Source organism: Microthrixaceae bacterium (assembly GCA_023957975.1).
Lineage (GTDB): Bacteria > Actinomycetota > Acidimicrobiia > Acidimicrobiales > Microtrichaceae > JAMLGM01.
The window spans coordinates 97,084-119,689 of the sequence record JAMLGM010000002.1 but is presented as its reverse complement, the minus strand read 5'-3'; the positions used below and the strand labels follow the sequence as shown (position 1 = coordinate 119,689).

Sequence of the window (22,606 nt, the reverse complement as noted above, 5' to 3'; positions counted from 1 at the left end):
GTGGGGCGAGTCGCCAGGAGAAGCGGCGGGGCGCGATCAGGGGCGCGACACCCAGGGGCTCGAACGCAGATGAAAGCGCCGTGGCGCGTCGACCGCACGGGTGATCCCGATGCGGGGCGTCACCGCGATGTCGCCGGCTTCGGGACCGGCCCCGGGCGCGTGCCGGTGCAGCGTCAGCGGAGCCGTCGCCAGGTCGTGGCCGCTGAGGTCGAGGTCGATGCCGAGCGCGGAACCCACCTTGCCGGGACCGTTGCTGAGTTCGTGGCCCACCAGGCCCCGCGGTCCCCGACGCCGGCGCATCTCCTCGATTCCGGCGATCGGTTCGACCGCTCGAACGAGCACACCCGAACCGACTCCGGCAACGCCGCACACGATGTTGAGGCAACGGTGGATGCCATAGTTCAAGTACACGTACGCGTGGCCGGCGGACAGAAACATCGCCGCGTTGCGCGGCGTCGGTCCACGAAAGCAGTGGCTCGCGGGGTCGGTTTCGTCGTAGGCCTCGGTCTCGACGATGCGCGCCCGCAGTGCCACCTCGCCGTCGGGGGTCTCGACGACGCGCTCGAGTTCGCACCCCAACAGCCGGCGAGCCGCGGTCTCAGCGTCGACCGCCAACCAGCCCCAGCGGTCGCACTCCCCGTCGACCCCGCGTCCCCCACCCGTTTCCCGATAACCAGTGGTCGTGATCACGACCACTGGTTATCACAGAACCTGTCGTGGGCATCGATCAGCCCAGCACGCTCGACTCCAGACGGGCGTAGCTCGCTTCCATGCCGTCGACCATCCCCGTGGCGAGGATCGCGTCGCGGAGTTCTACCGACGGATAGGTGATCACCGTGGACAGCACCGTGCCGTCCGCGCATGCGGTGAGCGTCATCTCGTTTCGGGTCGAGGGACCGTCGGAACCGATCATCGCCTCGGTGGTCGTCACACGGTGAGGAGCCGCCACTTCGAGCACCTCCCCGGTGAATCCGAACCGATTCGAGCCGTCCGGCATCGCCCACTCGTAGCGGTAGGTGTCGCCGACCTCGGCACCCACCTCGCACACCGGCATTTCCCACCCGTCGGGACCGAGCATCCAACGTCGCAGCAATGCGGGATCGTGGTGTGCGGCCCATACCTGGTCGACACTGCCGCGAATGACGCGACTGACGCGGACCTGCAGGTCGTTGAGGATCGTCAAATCCGTGTCGGCTCCAGCGGCGTACCTCGTCAGGTCGGCGACCACGTCGTCGATCTGGCCCATCGCAGCGCGCAACCCCTCGTCCATCCCCATCGCGAGCAGCTGTTCGAGTTCGTCGATCGAGTTGTACGAGGTCGTGGTCACCAGACGTGAGCCGCCCTCGACAGACTCGAAGGCGAACACCATGCGACACATCGGCAGGTCACGATTCGGCGAACCGTCGGGCAGGGCGAACCCATCGAGCACCGTGAAACTGTTCGGCCCGTCGACCTCGATCCATTCCCAGTAGCCCCGCGACTCGTCGCCTTCGGGGCCGACCATGCAGTACTCACTTCGGCCGCCCGGGTACACGTCGTGGCGGCGAAACGTCGCCGGGTAGGTGGGCGGACCCCAGAATTTCTCGATCTGACGCGGATCGGTGTAGGCGTCCCAGAGTCGTTGAACCGGGACGGCAAACTCGGCGACCACTTGAAGGGTGAGGGCTTCAGGATCGCTGGTAACGGAGATGACGGGCATGGCTGGCTCCTTGAGGTGACGTGAAACGTGGTGGATGGGTGGTGAATCCGGCGAGCCGGATGGCGAACTCCCCGTATGAGGAGTTCACGGTTCCTCCGCCAGGAGGGCATCGAGGCGATCGATCCGGCCGCGCCAGATGCGCTCGAACTCGGCGAGCAGCGACCTGGCTCGGGCGACCATTTCGGGATTTCCCGTCACGAGACGTTGGCGACCGTGGGCCGACTTGATCACCAGGCCGGCGCGCTCGAGCACCGCGACGTGTTTCTGGACGGCCGCGAAGCTCATGTCATAGGACTCCGCGAGGTCCGACACCGATGCCTCCCCTCGCAGCGTTCGCCGCAGGATGTCGCGTCGCGTCGCGTCGGCCAGCGCTCGAAAGATGCGATCGACCTCGTCATCGCTCAGTTCCGGAACCCCGACCCGATGTACAACCATATGGTTGCATATTGCGCCAGCCGGGACCACCTGTCAACCACGCGACTGACCGAAGTCCGGGTGACCGCCGTCCGGGCGAACCGGCCGAATCTCAGGTCTGGCGCTCGAGTTGGCCCGTCGCCGTGAGCCACCGCTCGAATTGCACGGTCGCAAAAGGCGGCACCGAAGCCAAGAGTCCGAACACGAAGGTGCGCGTCGACCACCGCAGGGTCGTGCCCGCCCACAGGACCGCCGCGACATAGCAGAACACGACCACCCCGTGGATCGGACCGAATATCTCGACTCCCCGTTCGCCAACATCGGTCAGGTACTTCAGGAACATGCCGACCAGCAGACCCGCCCAGGTGAGCGCTTCGACGAACGCCGCAACCCGAAAGACGCGCGCCGCCACCGGCAGCGCCGTGCGCTCGTCGCGCGGCGCTCCGGGACCGGGCACCGCCGAAGCGTCGGGCACCTCATCGGGGCGGGTCGGCACCTTCGCCAGAATCCACCAGATGCCAAAGGCACCGCTGACGGCGATCACCCCGCGCAACCACCATGCGTCCACCCCGAGCGCCACGCTCAGGAGGCAGGCCACGACGATGGACGTCACCGCAATCTGTTTGGCCCGCAGCGGCATCCCGAGCCCAGCGCGGTAGTCGCGCACCAACGATCCGACCCCGGGCAGGTTCAACAGCCAGGCCTCAAGCCGGGGGCTGCTCTTGGAAAAACACCACGCGGCGGCGACCATGAACACCGTGGTCGGCATGCCCGGAACCACGACTCCCACCGCACCGAGCCCGACCGAGACGAACCCCGCCACAATCCACAACATGCGCACTACGGGGTTGGCCATCGTGCCAAGAGGCTACCTGCGCTGAGCGGCGGGGGCCTACGCTCGCCGCCATGGGTGAACTAGCGGTCGACCTGACCGACGTCGTCAAAACTTTCGGATCGGTGCGTGCGCTCGACCAACTCACACTGCAGGTCCACCACGGGGAGGTTCATGGCTTTCTCGGACCCAACGGATCCGGCAAGTCGACGGCGATCCGCGTGCTCCTGGGCCTGTTGCGCCACGACGGCGGCACCGCACGACTATTCGGCGGCGATCCGTGGGCCGATGCCGCTGAGCTGCACCGGCGCATCGCCTATGTACCGGGCGATGTGAACCTGTGGCCGGGGCTCAGCGGGGGCGAGGTCATCGACATGCTGGGGCGGATGCGCGGTGGCGGCGACAAGGCGAAACGCGACACGCTGATCGAGAGGTTCCACCTCGACCCGAGGAGAAAGACGCGCACCTACTCAAAGGGCAACCGTCAAAAGGTTGCCCTGATCGCAGCGTTCTCCACCGACGCGGAACTGTTCTTGTTCGACGAACCCACGTCGGGGCTCGACCCACTCATGGAGGCGGAGTTTCGCGACTGTGTCGCCGAAGTCACCGCACGTGGCGCCACCGTGTTGTTGTCCAGCCACATCCTCGGCGAGGTCGAACGCCTGTGTAACCGCGTCACGATCATCAACGAGGGCCGCACCGTAAGGTCCGGCACCCTCGACGAGTTGCGTGTCCTCACCCACACCACGGTGACCGCCACGCTGGCCTCACCCAGCGCCGACCCCGGCGACCTCGTCGCCGCGCACACGGTCAAAGTCGACGGGAACCGGATCGAGTTCAGCGTCGATAGCGAAGCCCTCGACACCACGCTTCGCAGACTCGCGGACCTCGGGGTGACATCGATCAGTGCGACTCCGCCGACGCTCGAAGAGTTGTTCTTGGACCTCTACCGTCGGCCACACCGCCAATGACGGGCTTTCGCCAAGTGGTCGCCCTGATACTTCGACGCGACCGCGTCTGGCTACCTGCGTGGATCGTTGGCAACGTCACCCTCACCGCGGTCACTGCCGCCGCTGTGCAATCGACGCTTGCGACGCCCGAGGCGTTGGCGTCCTATGAGAACACCGTCTACGGCTCGGCAGCCACACTGCTCATGGCCGGACGCGGGGTGGCCCTCGATACCGTCGGCGGTGTCACGGTCAATGAAACGAGCTTTGCCGCCATCCTCCTCGTAGCGTTGATGACGTTGTTCGGTGTAGTGCGCCACACCCGTGCCGACGAAGAGGCGGGGAGAACCGAACTCGTCCGCGCCGGCGCCATTGGACGCGACGCCCCCATCGCGGCCGCCCTCGCCGTCCTCGCCGCGGCGTCGACCCTCACCGCGGTGCTGACGTCCATCGTCTTGGTGAGCCTTGGCCTCGACCCGTCCGGCTCAATTGCCTTCGGAACCGCAGTGGCGTGTGTCGGCATCGCCTTCGCCACGTGCGGACTCATCGCTGCACAGGTGGCGTCGAGCGCGCGCTCCGCATTGGGGGCCGGAACCGCAGCGCTTGGGCTCGCGTTCCTCGTGCGCGGAATCGGCGCGGTCAACGACAGTTGGCTGGTCTGGGTCTCCCCGATCGGCTGGGCGCAGAACATCGACGCGTTTGGTGAGGAACGGTGGTGGATCCCGGCGCTGTTCGGCGCGGCGTCGGCGGCCGGGTTCGCCGCCGCAGCAGCGCTCGGGTCGCGTCGCGATCTCGGGTCCGGACTCTTCACCCAGCGCGCAGGACGCTCCCACGGTTCACGGCTTCTCGGCTCGCAGTTCGGCCTGGCCATGCGTCAACAACGCGGACTCATCGCCGGCTGGGGCGTCGGCCTGACCGCGCTTGCAGCGGTGTACGGGGCCGTGGCCGTCGAGGTTCCCAGGATGCTCAAGTCAATGCCGGAAATCGCGAAGCTCATCGGCGCCGACGGTCCGGAGAGGTTTCTCGACGCATACCTCAGCTATTCCTTCCTCTTTATCGCCAGCGTCCTGTCAGCATTCCTTGTCGTATCTGTTCTGCGGCTCCGCAGCGATGAGTTGAACGGCCGGGCCGAGATGCTTCTGTCGGGTCCGACCTCCAGGATCAGCTGGGCCATCGGAACACTGAGCGTCTCGCTGATCGCAGCGGCGGCGATCCTCGCCGCATCAGGGTTGTGCGCCGGAGTCGCGTACGCGGTCGCAGACCGCGGATCCGCACAAGCGAGCGACCACATCCTCAACGCTTTGGGCGATGCGATGGCGCAGTTTCCGGCCGTCGCCGTGGTCGGCGCCGTCGCGTTCGCCGTGTGGGGCTGGACTGGCACAGCCTTCGGCTGGCTGTATGCAACGTTCGCGATGGTCGACTCCTTCCTCGGCGATCTCCTCAAGCTTCCCGCCTGGATTCGGGCGCTCTCACCCTTTCGCCACTCACAAGGCTCCGCCGCCGCGAGCACATCGCCGATGACGTTCCTCGCTCTCGCTGCCGCCGCAGCGGTGTTCATCACCCTGGGACTCAACGGGGTTCGCCGCCGCGACATTCGCGCCGCCTGATCCACCTCAGAAGAGCCAGCGCGCCCGCCAGCCGCCAGCCCCTGCCCACAGTTCAACTGTGGGCAAATCAGGTCGGGTGGCGGCCGGGGTTACCCACGGTTCAACTGTGGGCAATACGATCGGCGCCCATGAGCGCCCAGTACATCTACACCATGAAGAACGTCAGTCGGTTCTACCCGCCGGACCGCGACATCCTCAAAGACATCACACTGTCGTTCTTCCCGGGCGCCAAGATCGGCGTGATCGGCGGCAACGGTGCCGGCAAGTCGTCGATCCTCAAGATCATGGCGGGGGTCGACACCGAGTACACCGGCGAGGCCCGCCTCACCCCCGGCTTCACCGTCGGCTACCTCGAACAGGAACCCCACCTCGACCCCGCCCTCAACGTCTACGACAACGTCATGGAGGGGGTCGGGCCAATTCGCGATTTGCTCACCCGATACAACGAGATCATGGCGATGTGGGGCGACCCGGACGCCGATTTCGACAAGATCGGGGCGTTGCAGGCCGAGATCGAAGACAAGATGGCCGCCGCGGATGCGTGGAACCTCGAACGCAATGTCGAGATCGCCATGGATGCGCTTCGATGCCCGCCCAGCGACGCGGAGGTCACCAACCTGTCCGGTGGCGAGAAGCGACGCGTCGCGCTGTGCCGGCTGTTGTTGAGCCACCCCGACCTGCTCCTGTTGGACGAACCCACCAACCACCTCGACGCCGAGTCGGTCGCATGGCTCGAACGGTTCCTCGCCGACTACTCCGGCACCGTCATCGCCATCACCCACGACCGGTACTTCCTCGACAACGTCGCCGAATGGATCCTCGAGGTCGACCACGGTCGCACCTACCCCTATCACGGCAACTACTCCGGCTGGCTCGAACAGAAGCAGAAGCGCCTGGCCCTCGAGGAGAAGAAGTCGTCGGCCCGCCAGAGAATCCTGGAAAAGGAACTCGAGTGGGTGCGCTCGTCGCCGAAAGCCCGCCAGGCCAAGGGCAAGGCCCGTCTGCAGGCGTATGAGGAACTGCTCGCCGAGGCCGAGAACGACCGCGAAGCAGAGTCGAAGCTGGAGATCATGATCCCGCCGGGGCGGCGTCTCGGCGATCTCGTCATCGAGGCCGATCACATCTCCAAGGCGTATGAGGACAAGTTGCTCATCGACGACTTCAGCTTCTCGTTGCCCCGCGCCGGCATCGTCGGGGTCATCGGAGCCAACGGCGCCGGCAAGACCACGCTGTTTCGCATCATCACCGGCAACGAGGAGCCGGATTCGGGAACCTTGCGCATCGGCCCCACGGTCGATTTGGCCTACGTCGACCAGAGCCGCGCCGTGCTCGACGACGACCGGTCGGTCTACGAGGTGATCACCGACGGCCACGACACGATCAAGCTGGGCAACCGTGAGGTCCACGGCCGGTCCTACTGCGCCTCGTTCAACTTCAAGGGACCCGACCAGCAAAAGAAGGTCGGCGTGTTGTCGGGCGGTGAACGCAACCGGGTGCACCTCGCCCGGGTCCTGCGCACCGGCGGCAACGTGTTGTTGCTCGACGAGCCGACCAACGACCTCGACGTCGACACCCTGCGCGCCCTCGAGGAGGCCCTGTTGAACTTCCCCGGTTGCGCCGTGGTCATCAGCCACGACCGCTGGTTCCTCGACCGGGTCGCCACCCACATCCTCGCGTTCGAGGGCGACAGCCAACTTCGGTGGTTCGAGGGCAATTTCACCGACTACGAGACGTTCCGAAAGAAGGAACTCGGCGACGATTCCGGTCCGCATCGGGTGAAGTACAAGCCGATGGCGCGCTGATCGGGAGCGTTCGAGCCGGCTGGCGCCGCCGCGACCAGTCTGGCGCCGCCCCGACCACTCCGCCCCGACCACTCCGCCCCGATCTGACGAAATGTTCAGGTCGGGGCGTTCGCGATCCGATCACCTGTGCATGAGTTCTGAGACCATGCGCACCAACCCGCTCACCGTCGCAGCCCCCACGCCGACTGCCCGCAAGAAGGTGAAGGGGCCGAACAAGAGCCGTGCGGTGATCCGCGACGTCGAGGCCGGCAGCAGCGTCGACTGCATGCACTGCGGCGATCGTGTGAAGTTCCAGGCGAAGGTCCGCAACAAGCAGGTCATCTGCAACGTCTATGTGAAGAGCCGTTGGGTTCGAGTCGAGCACTTCCACCTCGACTGCTACAGCGCCGCCTGCGAACCCTACGGACCGGCCGAGGCCGGTACCGATCATCGCCGCGCCGCCGCCAACGCGGCTGCCGCCGAGCGCGCCAAGGCGATCGCCGAGATGTCGAAGAAGACCGCCTGAGGCGTCTACCCCAAGCGCTGCACGACGAGCGCCGCCTGAGCGGCCGGATTGCCGTCGGCCGGCGTCACGACCAGATCGGGATCGGTGGGTGGCTCATAGGGCGAACTCACGCCGGTGAACTCGGCGATCTCCCCCGCCCGCGCCTTTGCATACAGGCCCTTGGGGTCGCGCTGCTCACACAGGGCGATCGGCGTGTCGACGAAGACCTCGACAAAGCGCAGTCCCAACCCGCTCACCCGGTCGCGCACCGCGGCTCGCGAGGAACGAAACGGCGAGATCACCGGAACGAGCGCCACCACGCCCGCCTCGGCGAACAGCGCCGCGACCTCGCCGACGCGCCGGATGTTCTCGCGGCGGTCCTGTTCAGAGAACCCCAGGTCGCCGTTGAGGCCGTGACGAAGGTTGTCGCCGTCGAGCACGACCGCTGGCCGACCCGCCAACACCAGTCGCCGCTCGACTTCGACCGCCACCGTCGACTTGCCCGATCCCGACAGGCCGGTGAGCCACACCACCGCACCGGAGGCACCGAGCGACGCGAACCGTTGCTCACGGGAAATCGCCGAGGCATGCCACACGACGTTGTCGCTCACGCCGGCGGGCTCGCCGCCGCCGGACTCGCCAGCGTTCATGACCCGAGCGGTCCGAGGATCATGCCGGCGCCCACGGTGTTGTTGGTTCCCTCATCGATGAGGATGAACGAGCCCGTCGTGCGGTTCCGTCGATACTCGTCGAAGAACAGCGGTGCCGTCGTGCGCAGGACCACCCGGCCGATCTCGTTGAGCGCCAACGAGGTTGCCGACTCGTCGCGGTGCAATGTGTTGACGTCGAGGCGGTAGTTGAGCTGTTTGACGAGTGCCCGGGCCGAACGGGTCGTGTGTTTGATGCCGAGTTTGGTGCCGGGGCTCAGTGCCGCAGCTTCGCTCATCCAACACACCATCGCCTCGATGTCCTGGCCCGAATGAGGCTGGTTGTTGGGCCGGGCGATCATGTCGCCTCGGCTGATGTCGATCTCGTCTGTGAGTCGAATCGTCACCGACATCGGCGCAAAGGCCTCCTCGAGCGGCCCGTCGAAGGTCTCGATAGACGCGATGGCCGAGGTGAACCCACTCGGAAGCACCACGACATCGTCGCCGGGCTTGAACACGCCACCGGCCACCGTGCCGGCGTAGCCCCGATAGTCGTGGAACTCGTCGCTTTGCGGGCGGATGACGTACTGGACAGGAAAGCGGGCATCGATGAGGTTGCGGTCCGACGCGATGTGGACCTCCTCGAGGTGATGCAACAGCGAAGACCCGCCGTACCACGCCATGTTCTCGGAGCGATTCACGATGTTGTCGCCGTGCAGGGCCGACACCGGAATGAACGTGAGATCGGTGATGTCCAACTTGGCGGCGAAATCGCGGAACTCGTCTTTGATCTCGTTGAACCGCTCCTCGGAGTAGTCGACGAGATCCATCTTGTTGACCGCCAACACGAGGTGCGGGATCCGCAACAGCGAGGCGAGGAAGGCGTGGCGCCGCGACTGTTCGAGCACGCCCTTTCGGGCATCGATCAAGACGATGGCCACATCGGCGGTCGAGGCCCCGGTCACCATGTTGCGGGTGTACTGAATGTGGCCCGGGGTGTCCGCGATGATGAACTTGCGTTTCCTGGTGGCGAAGTACCGGTACGCGACGTCGATGGTGATGCCCTGCTCGCGCTCGGCGCGCAGCCCATCGGTGAGCAGGGCCAGGTTCGTGTAGTCGGCCCCCATCCGCTCGCTGGTCTGTTCCACCGCCTCGAGTTGATCGGCGAAGATCGACTTCGAGTCGTACAAAAGCCGGCCGATCAAGGTGGACTTGCCGTCGTCGACGCTACCGGCGGTGGCGAGACGCAACATCTCCATGTCGCCGAGGGGTCGCTCAAGCATCTCGGTTTTCGCGCTGTCGATGTTCGCGCTGGCGATGTTCGCGCTGTCGATGTCCGCGCTGTCGATGTCGCTCATCAGAAGTATCCCTCGCGCTTTCGGTCTTCCATCGCGGCCTCCGAGGCGCGGTCGTCGCCGCGGGTCGCGCCGCGTTCGGTGAGGCGCGTCGCGGCGACCTCGTCGATGATCTCGTCCACGGTCGCCGCGGTCGAGTCGACCGCCCCGGTGTAGGTGGCATCGCCCACCGTGCGATAGCGAACGGTGCGGACCTCGGCCACCTCGCCGTCGAGCAGCGAGGTCCACGGATTGGTCGCCAGCCACATGCCGTCGCGCAGGTAGACCTCGCGTTCGTGGGCGAAGTAGATGGAGGGGATTTCGATGCCTTCGCGCCCGATGTATTGCCAGATGTCGAGCTCGGTCCAGTTGCTCAGCGGAAAGACCCGAATGTGTTCGCCCTGGTGATGTCTGCCGTTGTAGAGGCTCCACAACTCGGGGCGTTGGTTCTTGGGGTCCCACTGTCCGAAGTCGTCCCGAAAGCTGTAGACGCGTTCTTTGGCCCGGGCCTTTTCCTCGTCGCGCCGCGCTCCACCGAAGGCCGCATCGAACCGGTGCTCCTCGAGCATGCGCAGCAGCGTCGCCGTCTGGCTCTGGTTGCGGCTCGCCCGCGCTCCGGTGACCTCCGAGGTACGACCCTGGTCGAGGTCGTCTTGCACCGAGCCGACCACGAGGCGGGCGCCGAGCTCGGCGACCCGCTTGTCGCGGAAGTCGATGACCTCGGAGAAGTTGTGTCCGGTATCGATGTGCAGCACGGGAAACGGGATCCGAGCCGGCCAGAAGGCCTTTTCCGCCAGGCGCAACATCACGATGGAGTCCTTGCCGCCGCTGAACAACAGCACCGGGCGTTCGAACTCCGCCGCAACCTCACGCATGATGTGGATCGACTCGGCTTCCAGCGCGTCAAGATGGGAAAGCGCGTAGGCCATGGCGAGATCGTAGCGAATCCCGACTAACCCGGTCAGATTTGATGATGACCGAGCGGGCGCACGAGAGCGGTCGTACGAACATGTGACCGAATCGTTACCTGCCGTTCGACCGCAATCGCGGTCCGGCCCGATATCGTCGAATCCATCAAAGCGAACCACACTTTCACCGTTGTCCCCCGAGTCCCCGATGCACTGGCATCCCTAGCGAAGATCGCGCACAACCTCGGCTGGTTGTTCGACCAGCGGGTGCGCGCCCTGTTCGCCGAGGTGTCGCCACAACGCAGCGAGGTCCTGGGGCTCGACCCACTCGGCATCCTCAACACCTGCAGCGGTACCCGCCTTGGCGAACTCGCCGCCGATCCCGTCTTCGTCGCCCGCGCGGATGCCCTCCTGGCAACCCTCACCGCGGAGCTCGACGAACCCACCTGGGCACACAGCGCGGCCGACGCACTCGGCGCGCCGCTGCCACAGGTCGCCTACTTCTCCCCCGAGTTCGGCCTCGCCGCATCGGTCCCCCAGTACTCGGGCGGCCTCGGCGTGCTCGCCGGCGACCATCTGAAAGCGGCCGCAGATCTCGGCGTTCCGATCATCGGAGTCGGGCTGTTCTACCGATCCGGCTATTTCCGTCAGGTCATCGACCCCACCGGCCGCCAACAGGAACGGTTCCCATGGCAGCACCCGAGCGAGGTCGCGCTGTCGCCAGTCGACGGGGTCAGCGTGAGCGTGCCGCTCGGCGACACCGAGGTCACGGCGTCGGTGTGGAAGGCCGTCGTCGGCCCGAACGAGTTGTACCTGCTCGACACCCACATCCCGGGCGAACAGGGTCCCGACCAGCTCGTCAACGACCGACTGTACGGCGGCGGTTCCGAGGAGCGCATCCGCCAGGAACTGCTGCTCGGCGTCGGCGGCCACCGCATGTTGCGCGCGCTGGGCTTCGACCCGCAGGTCTTCCACCTCAACGAGGGTCACGCCGGGTTCCTCACCCTCGAACGTATCCGCGTGGCCATGCAGGAATCGTCGATGACCTTCGCCGAAGCGGTCGAGTCGGTTCGGCCCTCCATGCTGTTCACCACCCATACCCCGGTGCCCGCGGGAATCGACCGCTTCGCCCACGAACTGGTCCGGCGTTACTTCGCCTGGTGGAGCGAGGCCACCGGGGTTCCGATAGAAACCCTGCTCGACCTGGGCTCCGAACCCGGCGGCGACCCCGAGGTGTTCAACCTCGCCCACATGTCGCTGCGGCTGTGCGGCGACGCCAACGGCGTGTCACTGCTGCACGGCGACGTCAGCCGCCGCATGTTCTCGCCGCTGTGGCCGGGGATCGAAATCGACGACGTGCCGATCGGAGCGGTCACCAACGGCGTGCACGCCCCGACGTTCATGGCCGACGACATCGCCGACATCGTGGCCCGCACCGTCGGCGACGACTGGCAGACCTGCGATCACGAGCGTTTCTCGGCACTGTCGCGCGTCGCCCCCGCCGAACTGTGGGCGGCCCGATCTGCCGGCAGATCACGCCTGGTCGACTTCGTGCGAGAACGCGCCCGGCGCTCGGTCGGGCGCCAGTTGGCACTCAACGCTGCCGAGGCGCACGGGGTGGCCTCGAGCAACGGCGACGGGGCCTGGATCGACACCCTCCTCGACCCCGACACCCTCACGATCGGCTTCGCCCGCCGCTTCGCCACCTACAAACGGGCGACGATGCTGTTGAGCGAGCCCGACCGACTCCGCCACCTCCTCACCGACCCCCAACGCCCGCTTCAACTCGTCTTCGCCGGCAAGGCCCACCCCGCCGACGAGCCGGGCAAGGACTTCCTTCAGGCCGTCGCCCGAATCGCCGAAGACCCCGTGCTGCGCTCCAAGGTCGTGTTCCTCGAAGACTACGACCTCGATGCCGGCCGGATGATGACCCGGGGCGTCGACGTGTGGCTGAACACTCCGCTGCGTCCGATGGAGGCGTGTGGCACCTCCGGCATGAAGGCGGCGCTCAACGGCGTGTTGAACCTGTCGGTGCGCGACGGCTGGTGGGACGAGGCCTACACCCCAGAGGTCGGCTGGGCGATTCCCACCACCGACCACGCCCACCTCGACCCCGTCGAACGCGACCGCATCGAGTCGACGTGGCTCTACGAGATCATCGAACGTCAGGTCGTCCCGTTGTTCTACGACCGCGACCCCGCCGGAGTGCCGCTTGGTTGGACCTCCATGATGGCCTCCTGCATCGCCGCGCTCGCCCCGCAGTTCCAGGCGGGACGCATGGTTCGCGATTACACGCTGCGCCACTACGTCCCCGCGGCCGAACGATCCACACGGCTCACCGCCGACGACGCGTCGGGCGCCAGAGCACTCGCCGCATGGAAAACGCGCGTCGCCGCCGCCTGGCACGAGGTCCACCTCGCCCCGGCGGAACCTCCGGTCGCGGCGCACGTCGACGAGGAGATCGAGGTGCACGCCTCGCTGTATCTCGGGTCGCTCAGCCCCGACGATGTCGAAGTCTCCGTGCTCGTGGGCGATGTCGCCCCCGACGGCGACATCGCCAGCGACGAATGGCTGACGCTCACCGACCGCGGCATCGACCCCGACGACGGCGCCCGCCGCCGATACAGCGCGCATGTCGTGCTCGACAGCCCCGGCTCTATGGGGTTCGCCGTTCGGGTCGTACCTCGCCATCCGCTCCTGGATCGGTGGTCGGAGTTGGCACTCATCCGCACCGCTTCCTGAGACGAAACACCGTCACGAACATGTCGGAATCTGTCGCCCGGTGCTGAGGCATCTAGTGCCGTGGCAAGAAACGTTTGCGATGGTGCGGCGAGCCAGGGGCCGTGCTCGCAAGGCGCGGCGACGCAGGACTGGTCTTGCCCCAATTCAAGGAGTCCGAAACGCAGCGAGCGGAGTCATCTGGCCGTCGCAACGTGCAAACGTTCGCAGACACGGCACTAGCCTTGTCGCCCGTGCCATCGACGACCTCGCTCCTCCTCGAGGATTCCCGTCCGCCGGAATCCTCGACCCGCCCTGAGCGGACCCTGCCCGACCGACTCCCGACCCGGGGCGAGGTCCGCGCCGCCATCCCGGATCACTGTTTCGAACGCTCGACCACCCGCTCGTTCGCGTGGCTCGGGTTCTCACTCGCCATCGTCGCCGCTCTGGTTGCCGGCGCCGCCGCCCTGCTCCCGTTGAGCTGGGCGTGGGCTCCGGTGTGGGTGTTGTACTCGGTGGCCACCGGCACGGCGGCCACGGGGCTCTGGGTCATCGCCCACGAATGCGGGCACGGTGCGTTCTCGCGCCACGATTGGGTGCAGAACACGGTCGGATTCGTGCTGCACTCGGCCTTGCTGGTGCCGTATTTCTCCTGGCAGCGCAGCCACGCCGTCCACCATGCGAAGACCAACCACCTCGACGAGGGCGAAACCCATGTCCCGAAGCGGATCACCCACGCCAACGGGCGTACCGCGATGCGGTTGCGGGCCCGGCTGGGTCGACGCGGCTACACCCTGGTGATCCTCGTTTCCACCCTGTTGTTCGGATGGCCGCTGTACCTACTCGCCGGGGCCACGGCGGGGCCGGCACGGCGACGGGCCAACCACTTCTGGCCGGCCGCTCCGTTTCGCAGCGAGCTGTTCCCCGACCGCTGGGTCGCCAGGGTCTGGATGTCGAGTCTCGGGGTCCTGGCCGCGATCGCGCTCCTCATCACCGCAGGGGCGACATTCGGATGGGGCCTGGTCGCGGCCCTCTATGTCGGCCCGTATCTGGTGACGAACGCCTGGCTCGTGCTCTACACCTGGCTGCAGCACACCGACAGCGACGTTCCGCACTTCGGCGGCGACGACTGGTCGTGGATGCTCGGGGCCTTCCAGACGATCGATCGCCCTTACCCCGCGGTGATCGACCGCCTGCACCATCACATCGGCACGACCCATGTGCTGCATCACATCGATCATCGGGTTCCCCACTACCACGCTCAGGAGGCGACCGAGGCGCTCAAGGCGGCCTTTCCCGAGTGGTACCGCTTCAACCCCACCCCGATCGCCCGTGCGACCTGGCAGGTGGCGGGCGACTGCGTCGCCGTCGACCTCGACGCGGACCACAGCCACAACGGGTGGACCTTCAACGCCGCCGAGCGGTCCTAGCCGACGCGAGCACCGCGTGGGTCAAGAGGCCACGAGGTCGGCGAGCGCCAGGCCGTTGAGGGGACGCCCGCTGAGTTCACTGTAGTGCTCCAGCGCGACCTCGGCTTCGTCGATCACCTGTTGGGTCTCGATGCGGTCGAGCGAGTCGAAGAACCACGCACAACTCGACCACGCCTCGAGGCGCAGCCGCTCGGCCTCCATCCAACCGATCGCCCGGCCGGCGTCGGCGCGCGGCACCAGATGGGCCGCGAGGAACTCCTGAACGCGCCGGTCCCGCTCGGCATCGGACGACCCCGCCGCCAGCACCCGCCCGTAGGCATTGCGCGCCGCCCACACATCGTGGAACTCGGCCCCCGCCTCCTGCACGAGGATGCGACGGGTCACCTCCGCCACCGTGTCGAGCGCGTCGCGCAACGGAGCACGCCACGACTGGTCCTGCCCCTCGACTTCTTCGAACCGACATCCGCAGTTCGAACGCCACCGCTCGACCCCGTGGGCGCAACTCCAGCTCGTGAACGCCACCAGTTCACCGCGCTCGAATGGCTCGCCCTGCTGCGCAGCGAGCGCGAGATAGCGCTCGGGTGAAATCAGTTCGACCCCGTCGGTTTCGACCCACACCTCGACGGCCTTGGCCAGGGCCATCTCGCCGAATGCATGGTGATGACCGAAGGTCTCCAGATCGGTGGCGGCAACGATGAGGTCGCCGTCGTTCGCTCGGTCCGCCGCCTCCAGGAAGGCTTCGGCCAACGCCACGCCGTCGTTGAGGAGGCCGTTGAACGCGATGCCATGGCTGAGCCCACCGTCGTAGGGAACGACGGTGATCGAGCGTCCCGACGGCAATTCGACGACCAGCGGTCGATGCCCGGGAGCCGAACCACCGGGAGCCGAACCGCCGGGAGCCGAACCACCGGTCCCGGCGTCGCCGACCCGACGCACCTGATGCGGCGCCAACAAGGTCCAGGTGATGCCCGCGTCCACCAGCGCCTCGAGGCTCGACACGTCCACCGCCGTCTCGGGCAGCCACATCCCGGCGGGTTGGCGGCCGAACCGGTGCTCGAAATCGTCGATGCCCCATCGCACGATGGTCGAACGATCCCAGAACGGCGTGAGCGGAAGGATCGCGTGCACCCAGGGATGAGCCATCGCCCCGCCGAAGGTCGCTTCCCCACCGGCGATCATCTCGGCGACGTCGGGGGTTTGGCGGTCCATCCACACCCCGAGCGTCGGCCCGAGGTCGAAACTCACCTCCCCCCAGAGGTTCATCACCGTGGCGATCCCACCGTCGGGGCCATGCACCTCGGCGCGCCCGAAACGCCGGTAGCACTCGTCGGTGATCCGTTCGTTCCAGTCGTGAAAGGGCTCGGCACTCGGCTGGCGGTCGACGACCCCCGTCTCGGGGTTCTCGCGCGGGGGCTGATAGGCGTGACCGTGCACGCACAGATAAACCGTCATCGGTTGCTCCAGATCGTTATCGCCAGCGGTGCCAGGGTCATCTCGGTCGACCAGTCCCAACCGGCCCACCCCACCTCGTGCGCCGTCAGAACCGGTTCGACATGATGACCCGATCCCCACCAACGTCGGTCGTCGCTGTTAGCGACCAACTTCCAGTTCTTCGGCCCCGGCAGAGCGATGCGATAGCCCCAGTGTGGTGTCGGCGTGAAGTTCGCCACGACGACCACGTCACCGTCACCGGCACCAGCCCCGGCACCCGCACCGGCACCAGCACCAGCACCAGCACCTGCGGGGCTTCGCCGGACCCAGGACACGACGCTGTGGTCGGTATCGGCGCAGTCCAGCCACCGGAAGGTCTCGCCATCGGTGCTGGGGGCGCGCAGCGCGGCGAAGGCCCGCTGCAACGAGTTGAGTTCGCCCACCCAACGCTGCACGCCACGATGCTTGTCGAACTCCAGCAGCCACCACGGCAACTCGGCGTCGTGGTTCCACTCCTCGTTCATCGCCAACTCGCCGCCCATGAACAACAGCGGCACCCCCGGGGTCGTCCACTGCATCCCGAACAACATCCGCAGGTTGGCGGCGCGTTGCCAGTCGTCGCCGGACATCTTCGATGCCAGCGAGGCCTTGCCGTGCACCACCTCGTCGTGGGACAGCGGCAACACGAAACGCTCCGAGGTCCCATACATCGCACGAAACGTCAGGTCGTTGTGGTGGTAGCGCCGATGCACGCTGTCGCGCTGCAGATAGTCGAGCGTGTCGTGCATCCACCCCAGGTCCCACTTGAGGTCGAAGCCCAGTCCGCCATGCGAAGTGGGTGCGGTCACCCCGGCCCAGGCGGTGGACTCCTCGGCGATCATCAACACGCCGGGTGCCGCGGTGTGGATCTCGTCGTTGAGGTGACGGACGAACGCGACGGCCTCGAGGTTCTCGCGTCCGCCATGCACGTTCGGCACCCACTCGCCGTCCTCGCGGCCGTAGTTGCGATACAGCATCGACGCCACCGCATCGACCCGCAGCCCGTCGATGTGGTAGCGCTCGACCCACCAACGAGCCGACGACACGAGAAAGGCCCGCACCTCGTTTCGGCCGTAATCGAACACCCGGCTGCCCCACTCGGGGTGACGACCGAGGCGCGGATCCGCGTATTCGAACAGCGCCTCACCGTCGAAGTCGACCAGCCCGAACGCATCCTCGGGAAAGTGCGCCGGCACCCAATCGAGGATCACGCCGATACCCGCCTGATGGAGCTCGTCGACGAAGGCTGCGAAATCGTTCGGGGTGCCAAAGCGCGAGGTCGGGGCGAAGAACCCGGTGACGTGGTAGCCCCACGAGCCGCCGAAGGGGTGTTCCATCACCGGCATGAGTTCGACGTGGGTGAAACCGAGTTCGCGGCAGTAGTCGGCGAGTTGGGCGGCGGCCTCTCGATAGCCGAGCGGGCGACCATCGGCCCCGAAACGCCACGACCCGAGGTGCACCTCGTAAATAGACATCGGCTGGCCCGCCCGCTGATGATGTGCGCGCCGAGCCATCCAGTCGCCATCGCCCCAGGTCCGGTGGGGACCGTCGATGGCCGGGTCGTCGGCGGTGACGATCGAGGCGTTGCCGGGCGGAAGTTCCGCGCTCCGGGCGAACGGGTCGCATTTTTCGAGCCACCGTCCGGCGGCCGCCTCGATGCGCAGCTTGTAGCGATCTCCGAGCACCGCGGATGGCGCGAACCCGTCCCACACCCCGGAGGTCCCGTGTTGGGTCAGCCGCGTGCCCGCCCATCCGTCGAAGTCGCCGGCAACGAACACCGACCGCGCATGCGGTGCCCATACCGCCACCGCGGCGCCGATCATCCCTCGGGCGATGACCGGGTGCAGCCCGAAACGGTCGGCGAGCCGTGCGTGTGAGCCGCGGTGCAACGACTCGATATCGGCGACGTCCACCGCGGGACCCGACCCTTCGGGCCAGTTGCCGCGCGAGGTGCGCCTCCATGAATGGAGATTGGCCAGGACCCGTCGAGCTTCGGTTCCCAGGTCGGTGTCGCCTCGAAGATCTGCCAGGGTCAGACGGCTGCGATACCGCCAGTTGGTTCCGCCGACCGATCCCGGAAGGTTGAAACGACGATCGTCGAGGGTCAGGTCCTGTTCGCTCACCAGCACCAACAACGCGTCGCTCAGGCCGAGCTCCGCGACAACGTGATCGCGGGCCACGCGCGGGTCGATCGCGTCGCCCGTCGTGTCACCGGGAGCATCGCTGGCAATCCAGGCGGCGAACGGCGCGAGGTCGTGGGTGTTGAGCGAAGCAACACATCCCGATGGCACCGGCCGGGCGATTCGAAACGGTGGGCGCAGTTCATCCTGGCCCAGGAACAGGCCGGGTACCCGTCGGTCCTCCATCGCCGTGCGCACCTCGTCGGGCACGTTGCCGACGTTCTCCCCGACGACGGTCACGCCGAATCGCCCGGCGGTTTCCATCACCACGTTCCATTGTTCATCGGCCGGATAGCTCACGTACGCGCCGTCGCCGTCCGGCGAAGAATCCGGCACCCAGAACAGGCGGTGCAACCCCATGACGTGGTCGATGCGCAACAAGCGGCAGTGACGCATCTGCGCCTCGAGGCATGCCCGCAGATACGCATGGTCGGTCGCGACCGCGGCGATCGGATGGATCGGCCGCAATCCCCAGTTCTGACCCTCAGGGAAGAAGCGGTCTGGCGGAGCGCCGATGCTCATATCGGTAGCGAACCACTCGGGGTGTTCCCAGACGTCGAAACTCGCCGCACTCACCCCGACCGGCAGGTCGAGATACAGGCCAACCCCGATCTCGTCGAAGTGCTCGTGCACCTGAGCGAGTTGCGACTGCACCGCCCACTGGCAGAAGACCTCGAAGCGAACGTCCGCCGGCTCGAGACCGATCGCGGTGACGTCGCCCCCCTCGCGCACGACGCCATCGACCACCTCTGGCCACTCGCGCGGGTCCCAGCCGTGCAACCGTGCCGCCGCTTTGAATCGCGCCCAGACCTCGACGCCACGGTGAAGCGGCATCCACTCGTCGATCGCCGCCTGCGCCTGGGGGGTCGCGGCCATCGGGGCCAACGCCTCGCGGGTCTGCGACCAGGCGTGCAACGTGTCGGCCAGATCCCCTTCCGCGGGCCGCCGCGTCTCGACGGCGGGCAGACCCAGTCGCCTCGCCACCCATGCCGGGTCGACCCAGCGCTCGTCGAACCAGCGCCGGGTCAGTGGGGAATACGGGCTGGCCTCGTCGGGACGGGTCGCACACAACGGCAGGGTCGACACCACATTGCCGCCGAGTTCGGCGACGATGACGCCGAGTTCCTCGAGCGCGCTCAGGTCGCCGAGACCGTGATCCGCCGAGTCGGACACCCTCAGGGCGGACAGCGCGACGAACACGCCCCACCCGCGGTCGCCGGTCCACTCGGCGCCGCGTCGAACCTCGACCGCCTCCGGCCCTGCGCCGACCGGCCCTGCGCCCGAGGATTCCGCGGCCGCCAACGTGGCCTCGATCGCGGCGCGCGTCGCCGCGGATGCCTCGCGCTGCCGCCCCGTTCCGTCGACGTAGCTGACCTGGACCAGATCGCTCGCCGAATCAACCGGTCGGTCGGGCGCGTTCACGGCTCCTCGGTGAACTCGTAGCCCTTGGGCACCACGGTGATGCCATGGCTCGACACCGTCAGGCCACGAGCGACATCGAATTCGTGATCGTGGCCGACCCTCGCCCCGGCGGGCACCACGACGTTCTTGTCGATCACGCAGCGGCGAAGCTGAGCCCCGGCTCCCACGGTGACCTCCGGCAACAGGATCGCCCCGTCGAGCGTGGCCTCACCGACGAAGCACCCCGGCCCCACGATCGAACCCGAGGCCACGGCACCCGACACGATCGCGGAAGCCCCCACGAGGGTGTCCGACACCTCGGGAAGGCGACCGGAACCGCCCCGCGACAGCTTCGCCGGAGGCAGCGGGGGCGAGTGGGTGAACACCTGCCACTCGGTGTTGTACAGGCTGAACACCGGCACCGACGACACGAGGTCCATGTTGGCGTCGTAGTAGGCGTCGATCGTGCCGACGTCTCGCCAGTACCCGCGCTCGCGCTCCTCCTGGCCCGGAACGAGGTTGGTCGAAAAGTCGTACACCTTGGTGTGTCCGGCCTCGGCGAGCGCCGGCATGAGGTCGCCGCCGATGTCGTGGGGAAGCCCCGTGAGGCGCCCCGGGGTCACCGCGTCGATCAGCGTCTGGGTGTCGAACACGTAGTTCCCCATCGATGCCAGCGACATCGAATCGGAACCGGGCATCGTCGGCGGTTCCTCGGGCTTTTCCCAGAATCGCCGAACGTTCATCTCGTCGTCGGCCTCGATGACCCCGAAGGCGGTCGCCTCCCGGGTCGTGACCGGAATCGCCGCCACCGTGCAGCCCCGATCGTGGCTCATGTGGTACTCGACCATCTGGGACGGATCCATCCGGTAGATGTGGTCGGCGCCGAACACGCACACGATGTCGGGGCGTTCATCGGTGATGAGGTTCAGGTTCTGAAAGATCGCATCCGCTGAGCCCGAAAACCACTTCGGACCGTTGCGCATCTGCGCCGGCACCGAGGATACGTAGCTTCCCAGCAACGTTGAGAACCGCCACGTCCGCGAAATGTGCAGATCGAGGCTGTGGCTCTTGTACTGGGTCAACACCACGATGCGGGTGTATTGCGCGTTGGCGAAGTTCGACAACACGAAATCGATCAGCCGATAGTTGCCGCCGAACGGCACGGCGGGTTTGGCCCGGTCATTCGTGAGCGGTAACAAGCGCTTGCCCTCACCGCCCGCCACGATCATCACAAGGACCTTCGGTGCAGCCACGCACTCACACTACCGGCGACTTCCGGCGTTTTGAGGCGTCTCAGCCGCTGTTTACCGAGAGTTCCCCGTAGAGGTCGCGATATCGCAGGGCCGGGCCGTCCCAGGACCAGTCGAGCGACATGGCCCGCCTGCGGACACGCTCGAAACGCGCCCGGTTCGAAAACAGCCGAGCGGCACGGTGCACCCCGTCGACGATGCCGGCTCCACTGACCGCGTGCAGTTTCACCCCGACCCCTCGCCGCGGCTGATCGTCGACGTCGACGACGGTGTCGTGCAGACCGCCGACATCGGACACGATCGGCAGCGCCCCGTAGCGCATGGCCTGCATCTGGGTGAGCCCGCACGGCTCGAATCTGCTCGGAACGATCGCGAAGTCGGCAGCCGCGAACATCCGATGGGCCAACGCCGCGTCGAAGCCCTGGCGAAACGCGATGCGGCCCGGATTCCACGCGGCCACCCCCGACATTGCGGCCTCGGTCGCCTTATCCCCCGACCCCAGAAACGCCATCCGCGTCGGAATCCGGGCCAGCAGGTGGCTCACCTCGGGAATCATGTCGATGCCCTTTTGTCCGTCGAATCGACTCACCGACACCACGAGTGGGCCCGGGCCAACCTCGAGACCGAGCTCGGCGCACAACGCCGGGTGGTTCGCAGACCGGGACTCGAGATCGTCGACCGAGAACCTCGACACCAACGCCTCGTCGGTGGCCGGATTCCAGTCGTCGACGTCGATTCCGTTGAGGATGCCGACGACCGCGTCGCCGCGATCCCGCAACAGTGCGTCCATGCCCATGCCGCCCTCGAAGGTGCGGATCTCGTTCGCATAGGTCGGGCTGACCGCGACGATCCGGTCGGCCAGGCGTACCGCCCCCGACAACGCGTTGACCGCCCCGCGTTCGACAAACGCCGCGCCACGGTGACCCAGCGCGTCCATCCAGCCGAGACCGCCCCACCCCTGATGGGCGAGGTTGTGGATCGACAGCACCGTGCGAAACGACTCGTCGAGATGAGCGAGCGTCGTGGCCGCGTGCCAGTCGTTCACGTGCACCACGTCGACCCGTTCGCCGGAGGAGCGAAGGTCGTGACACAGCGCGCCGACTGCGGCCGACCACGCAAAGAACCGGTGGTCGTTGTCGCCCCACCCCTGCCCCGTGGCGGGATCGACATAGGGGTGCGGGCGCTCGATCGTCGGCGCCTCGATCATGGCGATCCTCCCGACCGCCGGATGGACGCCGATCCGGGCCCGAGCCTGCCCGACCCAGGCAGGAACCGCGAGCGGAACGATCCGTTCCTCGGGCAGGTCCCATGGCGCATAGGCGGGTACGACGATGGTGACCTCCACCCCCGTGCGGCGAAGGGCATTGACGAGCCCGAATGACGCCGCACCGAGTCCGCCGGTGGACACGATCGGCTCGATCTCCGCGGTCGCAAACACAACGTGCACCGCACGACCGTATTCGCCTCGCCGGTTTTTGGCAGA

The 22,606-nt window shown here is 67.0% G+C and carries 17 protein-coding genes; 6 read left to right on the top strand and 11 right to left on the bottom strand.

The window, feature by feature from the left end; translation table 11 throughout:
• Nucleotides 1–36: 36 nt before the first annotated feature.
• From M9952_03280 to M9952_03265, 4 genes are all read right to left on the bottom strand, one after another.
• Entirely contained in the window at nt 37–690 is a 654-nt protein-coding gene (locus M9952_03280; protein MCO5311941.1) for a DNA-3-methyladenine glycosylase, read from the bottom strand.
• Between the two features lie 37 nt (nt 691–727).
• Entirely contained in the window at nt 728–1,699 is a 972-nt protein-coding gene (locus M9952_03275) for an SRPBCC domain-containing protein (GenBank protein MCO5311940.1), read from the bottom strand.
• Between the two features lie 84 nt (nt 1,700–1,783).
• Nucleotides 1,784–2,134, bottom strand: coding sequence for a metalloregulator ArsR/SmtB family transcription factor (locus tag M9952_03270; protein MCO5311939.1), 351 nt, complete (start codon nt 2,132–2,134; stop codon nt 1,784–1,786).
• 91 nt (nt 2,135–2,225) lie between these two features.
• Nucleotides 2,226–2,969 (bottom strand): DUF454 family protein, encoded by a 744-nt coding sequence (locus M9952_03265; protein MCO5311938.1) that lies wholly within the window; start codon nt 2,967–2,969, stop codon nt 2,226–2,228.
• 50 nt (nt 2,970–3,019) lie between these two features.
• Here M9952_03265 and M9952_03260 point away from each other — a divergent pair, with 50 nt between their 5' ends.
• The 4 genes from M9952_03260 (at nt 3,020) to M9952_03245 (ending at nt 7,806) form a co-directional block, all read left to right on the top strand.
• Nucleotides 3,020–3,916: an ABC transporter ATP-binding protein gene (locus M9952_03260; protein ID MCO5311937.1), complete on the top strand. Its 897-nt coding sequence runs from the start codon at nt 3,020–3,022 to the stop codon at nt 3,914–3,916.
• Complete coding sequence (locus M9952_03255) at nt 3,913–5,499, top strand: hypothetical protein (GenBank protein MCO5311936.1); 1,587 nt, start codon at nt 3,913–3,915, stop codon at nt 5,497–5,499. Before M9952_03260 ends, M9952_03255 begins: the two co-directional genes overlap by 4 nt.
• 128 nt (nt 5,500–5,627) lie before the next feature.
• Complete coding sequence (ettA, locus tag M9952_03250; GenBank protein ID MCO5311935.1) at nt 5,628–7,301, top strand: energy-dependent translational throttle protein EttA; 1,674 nt, start codon at nt 5,628–5,630, stop codon at nt 7,299–7,301.
• A gap of 130 nt (nt 7,302–7,431) precedes the next feature.
• Nucleotides 7,432–7,806: a hypothetical protein gene (locus tag M9952_03245; GenBank protein MCO5311934.1), complete on the top strand. Its 375-nt coding sequence runs from the start codon at nt 7,432–7,434 to the stop codon at nt 7,804–7,806.
• A 5-nt stretch (nt 7,807–7,811) separates the two neighbouring features.
• On the opposite strand, the gene cysC is transcribed toward M9952_03245, so the two are convergent.
• The 3 genes from cysC to cysD are packed head-to-tail and all read right to left on the bottom strand — an operon-like array spanning nt 7,812 to nt 10,695.
• Complete coding sequence (cysC, locus tag M9952_03240; protein MCO5311933.1) at nt 7,812–8,435, bottom strand: adenylyl-sulfate kinase; 624 nt, start codon at nt 8,433–8,435, stop codon at nt 7,812–7,814.
• Nucleotides 8,432–9,790, bottom strand: coding sequence for a sulfate adenylyltransferase subunit CysN (gene cysN, locus M9952_03235; protein MCO5311932.1), 1,359 nt, complete (start codon nt 9,788–9,790; stop codon nt 8,432–8,434). Before cysN ends, cysC begins: the two co-directional genes overlap by 4 nt.
• The gene (cysD, locus tag M9952_03230; GenBank protein ID MCO5311931.1) at nt 9,790–10,695 is read right to left on the bottom strand and encodes a sulfate adenylyltransferase subunit CysD; all 906 of its coding nucleotides are present in this window, start codon (nt 10,693–10,695) and stop codon (nt 9,790–9,792) included. Before cysD ends, cysN begins: the two co-directional genes overlap by 1 nt.
• 231 nt (nt 10,696–10,926) lie before the next feature.
• Here cysD and glgP point away from each other — a divergent pair, with 231 nt between their 5' ends.
• Both glgP and M9952_03220 read left to right on the top strand, forming a co-directional pair.
• Complete coding sequence (gene glgP, locus M9952_03225; GenBank protein MCO5311930.1) at nt 10,927–13,416, top strand: alpha-glucan family phosphorylase; 2,490 nt, start codon at nt 10,927–10,929, stop codon at nt 13,414–13,416.
• Between the two features lie 230 nt (nt 13,417–13,646).
• Nucleotides 13,647–14,822, top strand: coding sequence for a fatty acid desaturase (locus tag M9952_03220; GenBank protein MCO5311929.1), 1,176 nt, complete (start codon nt 13,647–13,649; stop codon nt 14,820–14,822).
• A 21-nt stretch (nt 14,823–14,843) separates the two neighbouring features.
• Here M9952_03220 and M9952_03215 read toward each other — a convergent pair whose 3' ends face one another.
• From M9952_03215 to M9952_03200, 4 genes are read right to left on the bottom strand one after another with little or no spacing between them, the layout of a single operon-like run.
• Nucleotides 14,844–16,274, bottom strand: coding sequence for a DUF3536 domain-containing protein (locus M9952_03215; protein MCO5311928.1), 1,431 nt, complete (start codon nt 16,272–16,274; stop codon nt 14,844–14,846).
• The gene (glgB, locus tag M9952_03210) at nt 16,271–19,894 is read right to left on the bottom strand and encodes a 1,4-alpha-glucan branching protein GlgB (protein MCO5311927.1); all 3,624 of its coding nucleotides are present in this window, start codon (nt 19,892–19,894) and stop codon (nt 16,271–16,273) included. Before glgB ends, M9952_03215 begins: the two co-directional genes overlap by 4 nt.
• Complete coding sequence (locus M9952_03205; GenBank protein ID MCO5311926.1) at nt 19,891–21,126, bottom strand: glucose-1-phosphate adenylyltransferase; 1,236 nt, start codon at nt 21,124–21,126, stop codon at nt 19,891–19,893. Before M9952_03205 ends, glgB begins: the two co-directional genes overlap by 4 nt.
• A 40-nt stretch (nt 21,127–21,166) precedes the next feature.
• On the bottom strand, nt 21,167–22,570 hold the full coding sequence (locus tag M9952_03200) for a glycogen synthase (GenBank protein ID MCO5311925.1): 1,404 nt from the start codon (nt 22,568–22,570) through the stop codon (nt 21,167–21,169).
• Between the last annotated feature and the right edge of the window lie 36 nt (nt 22,571–22,606).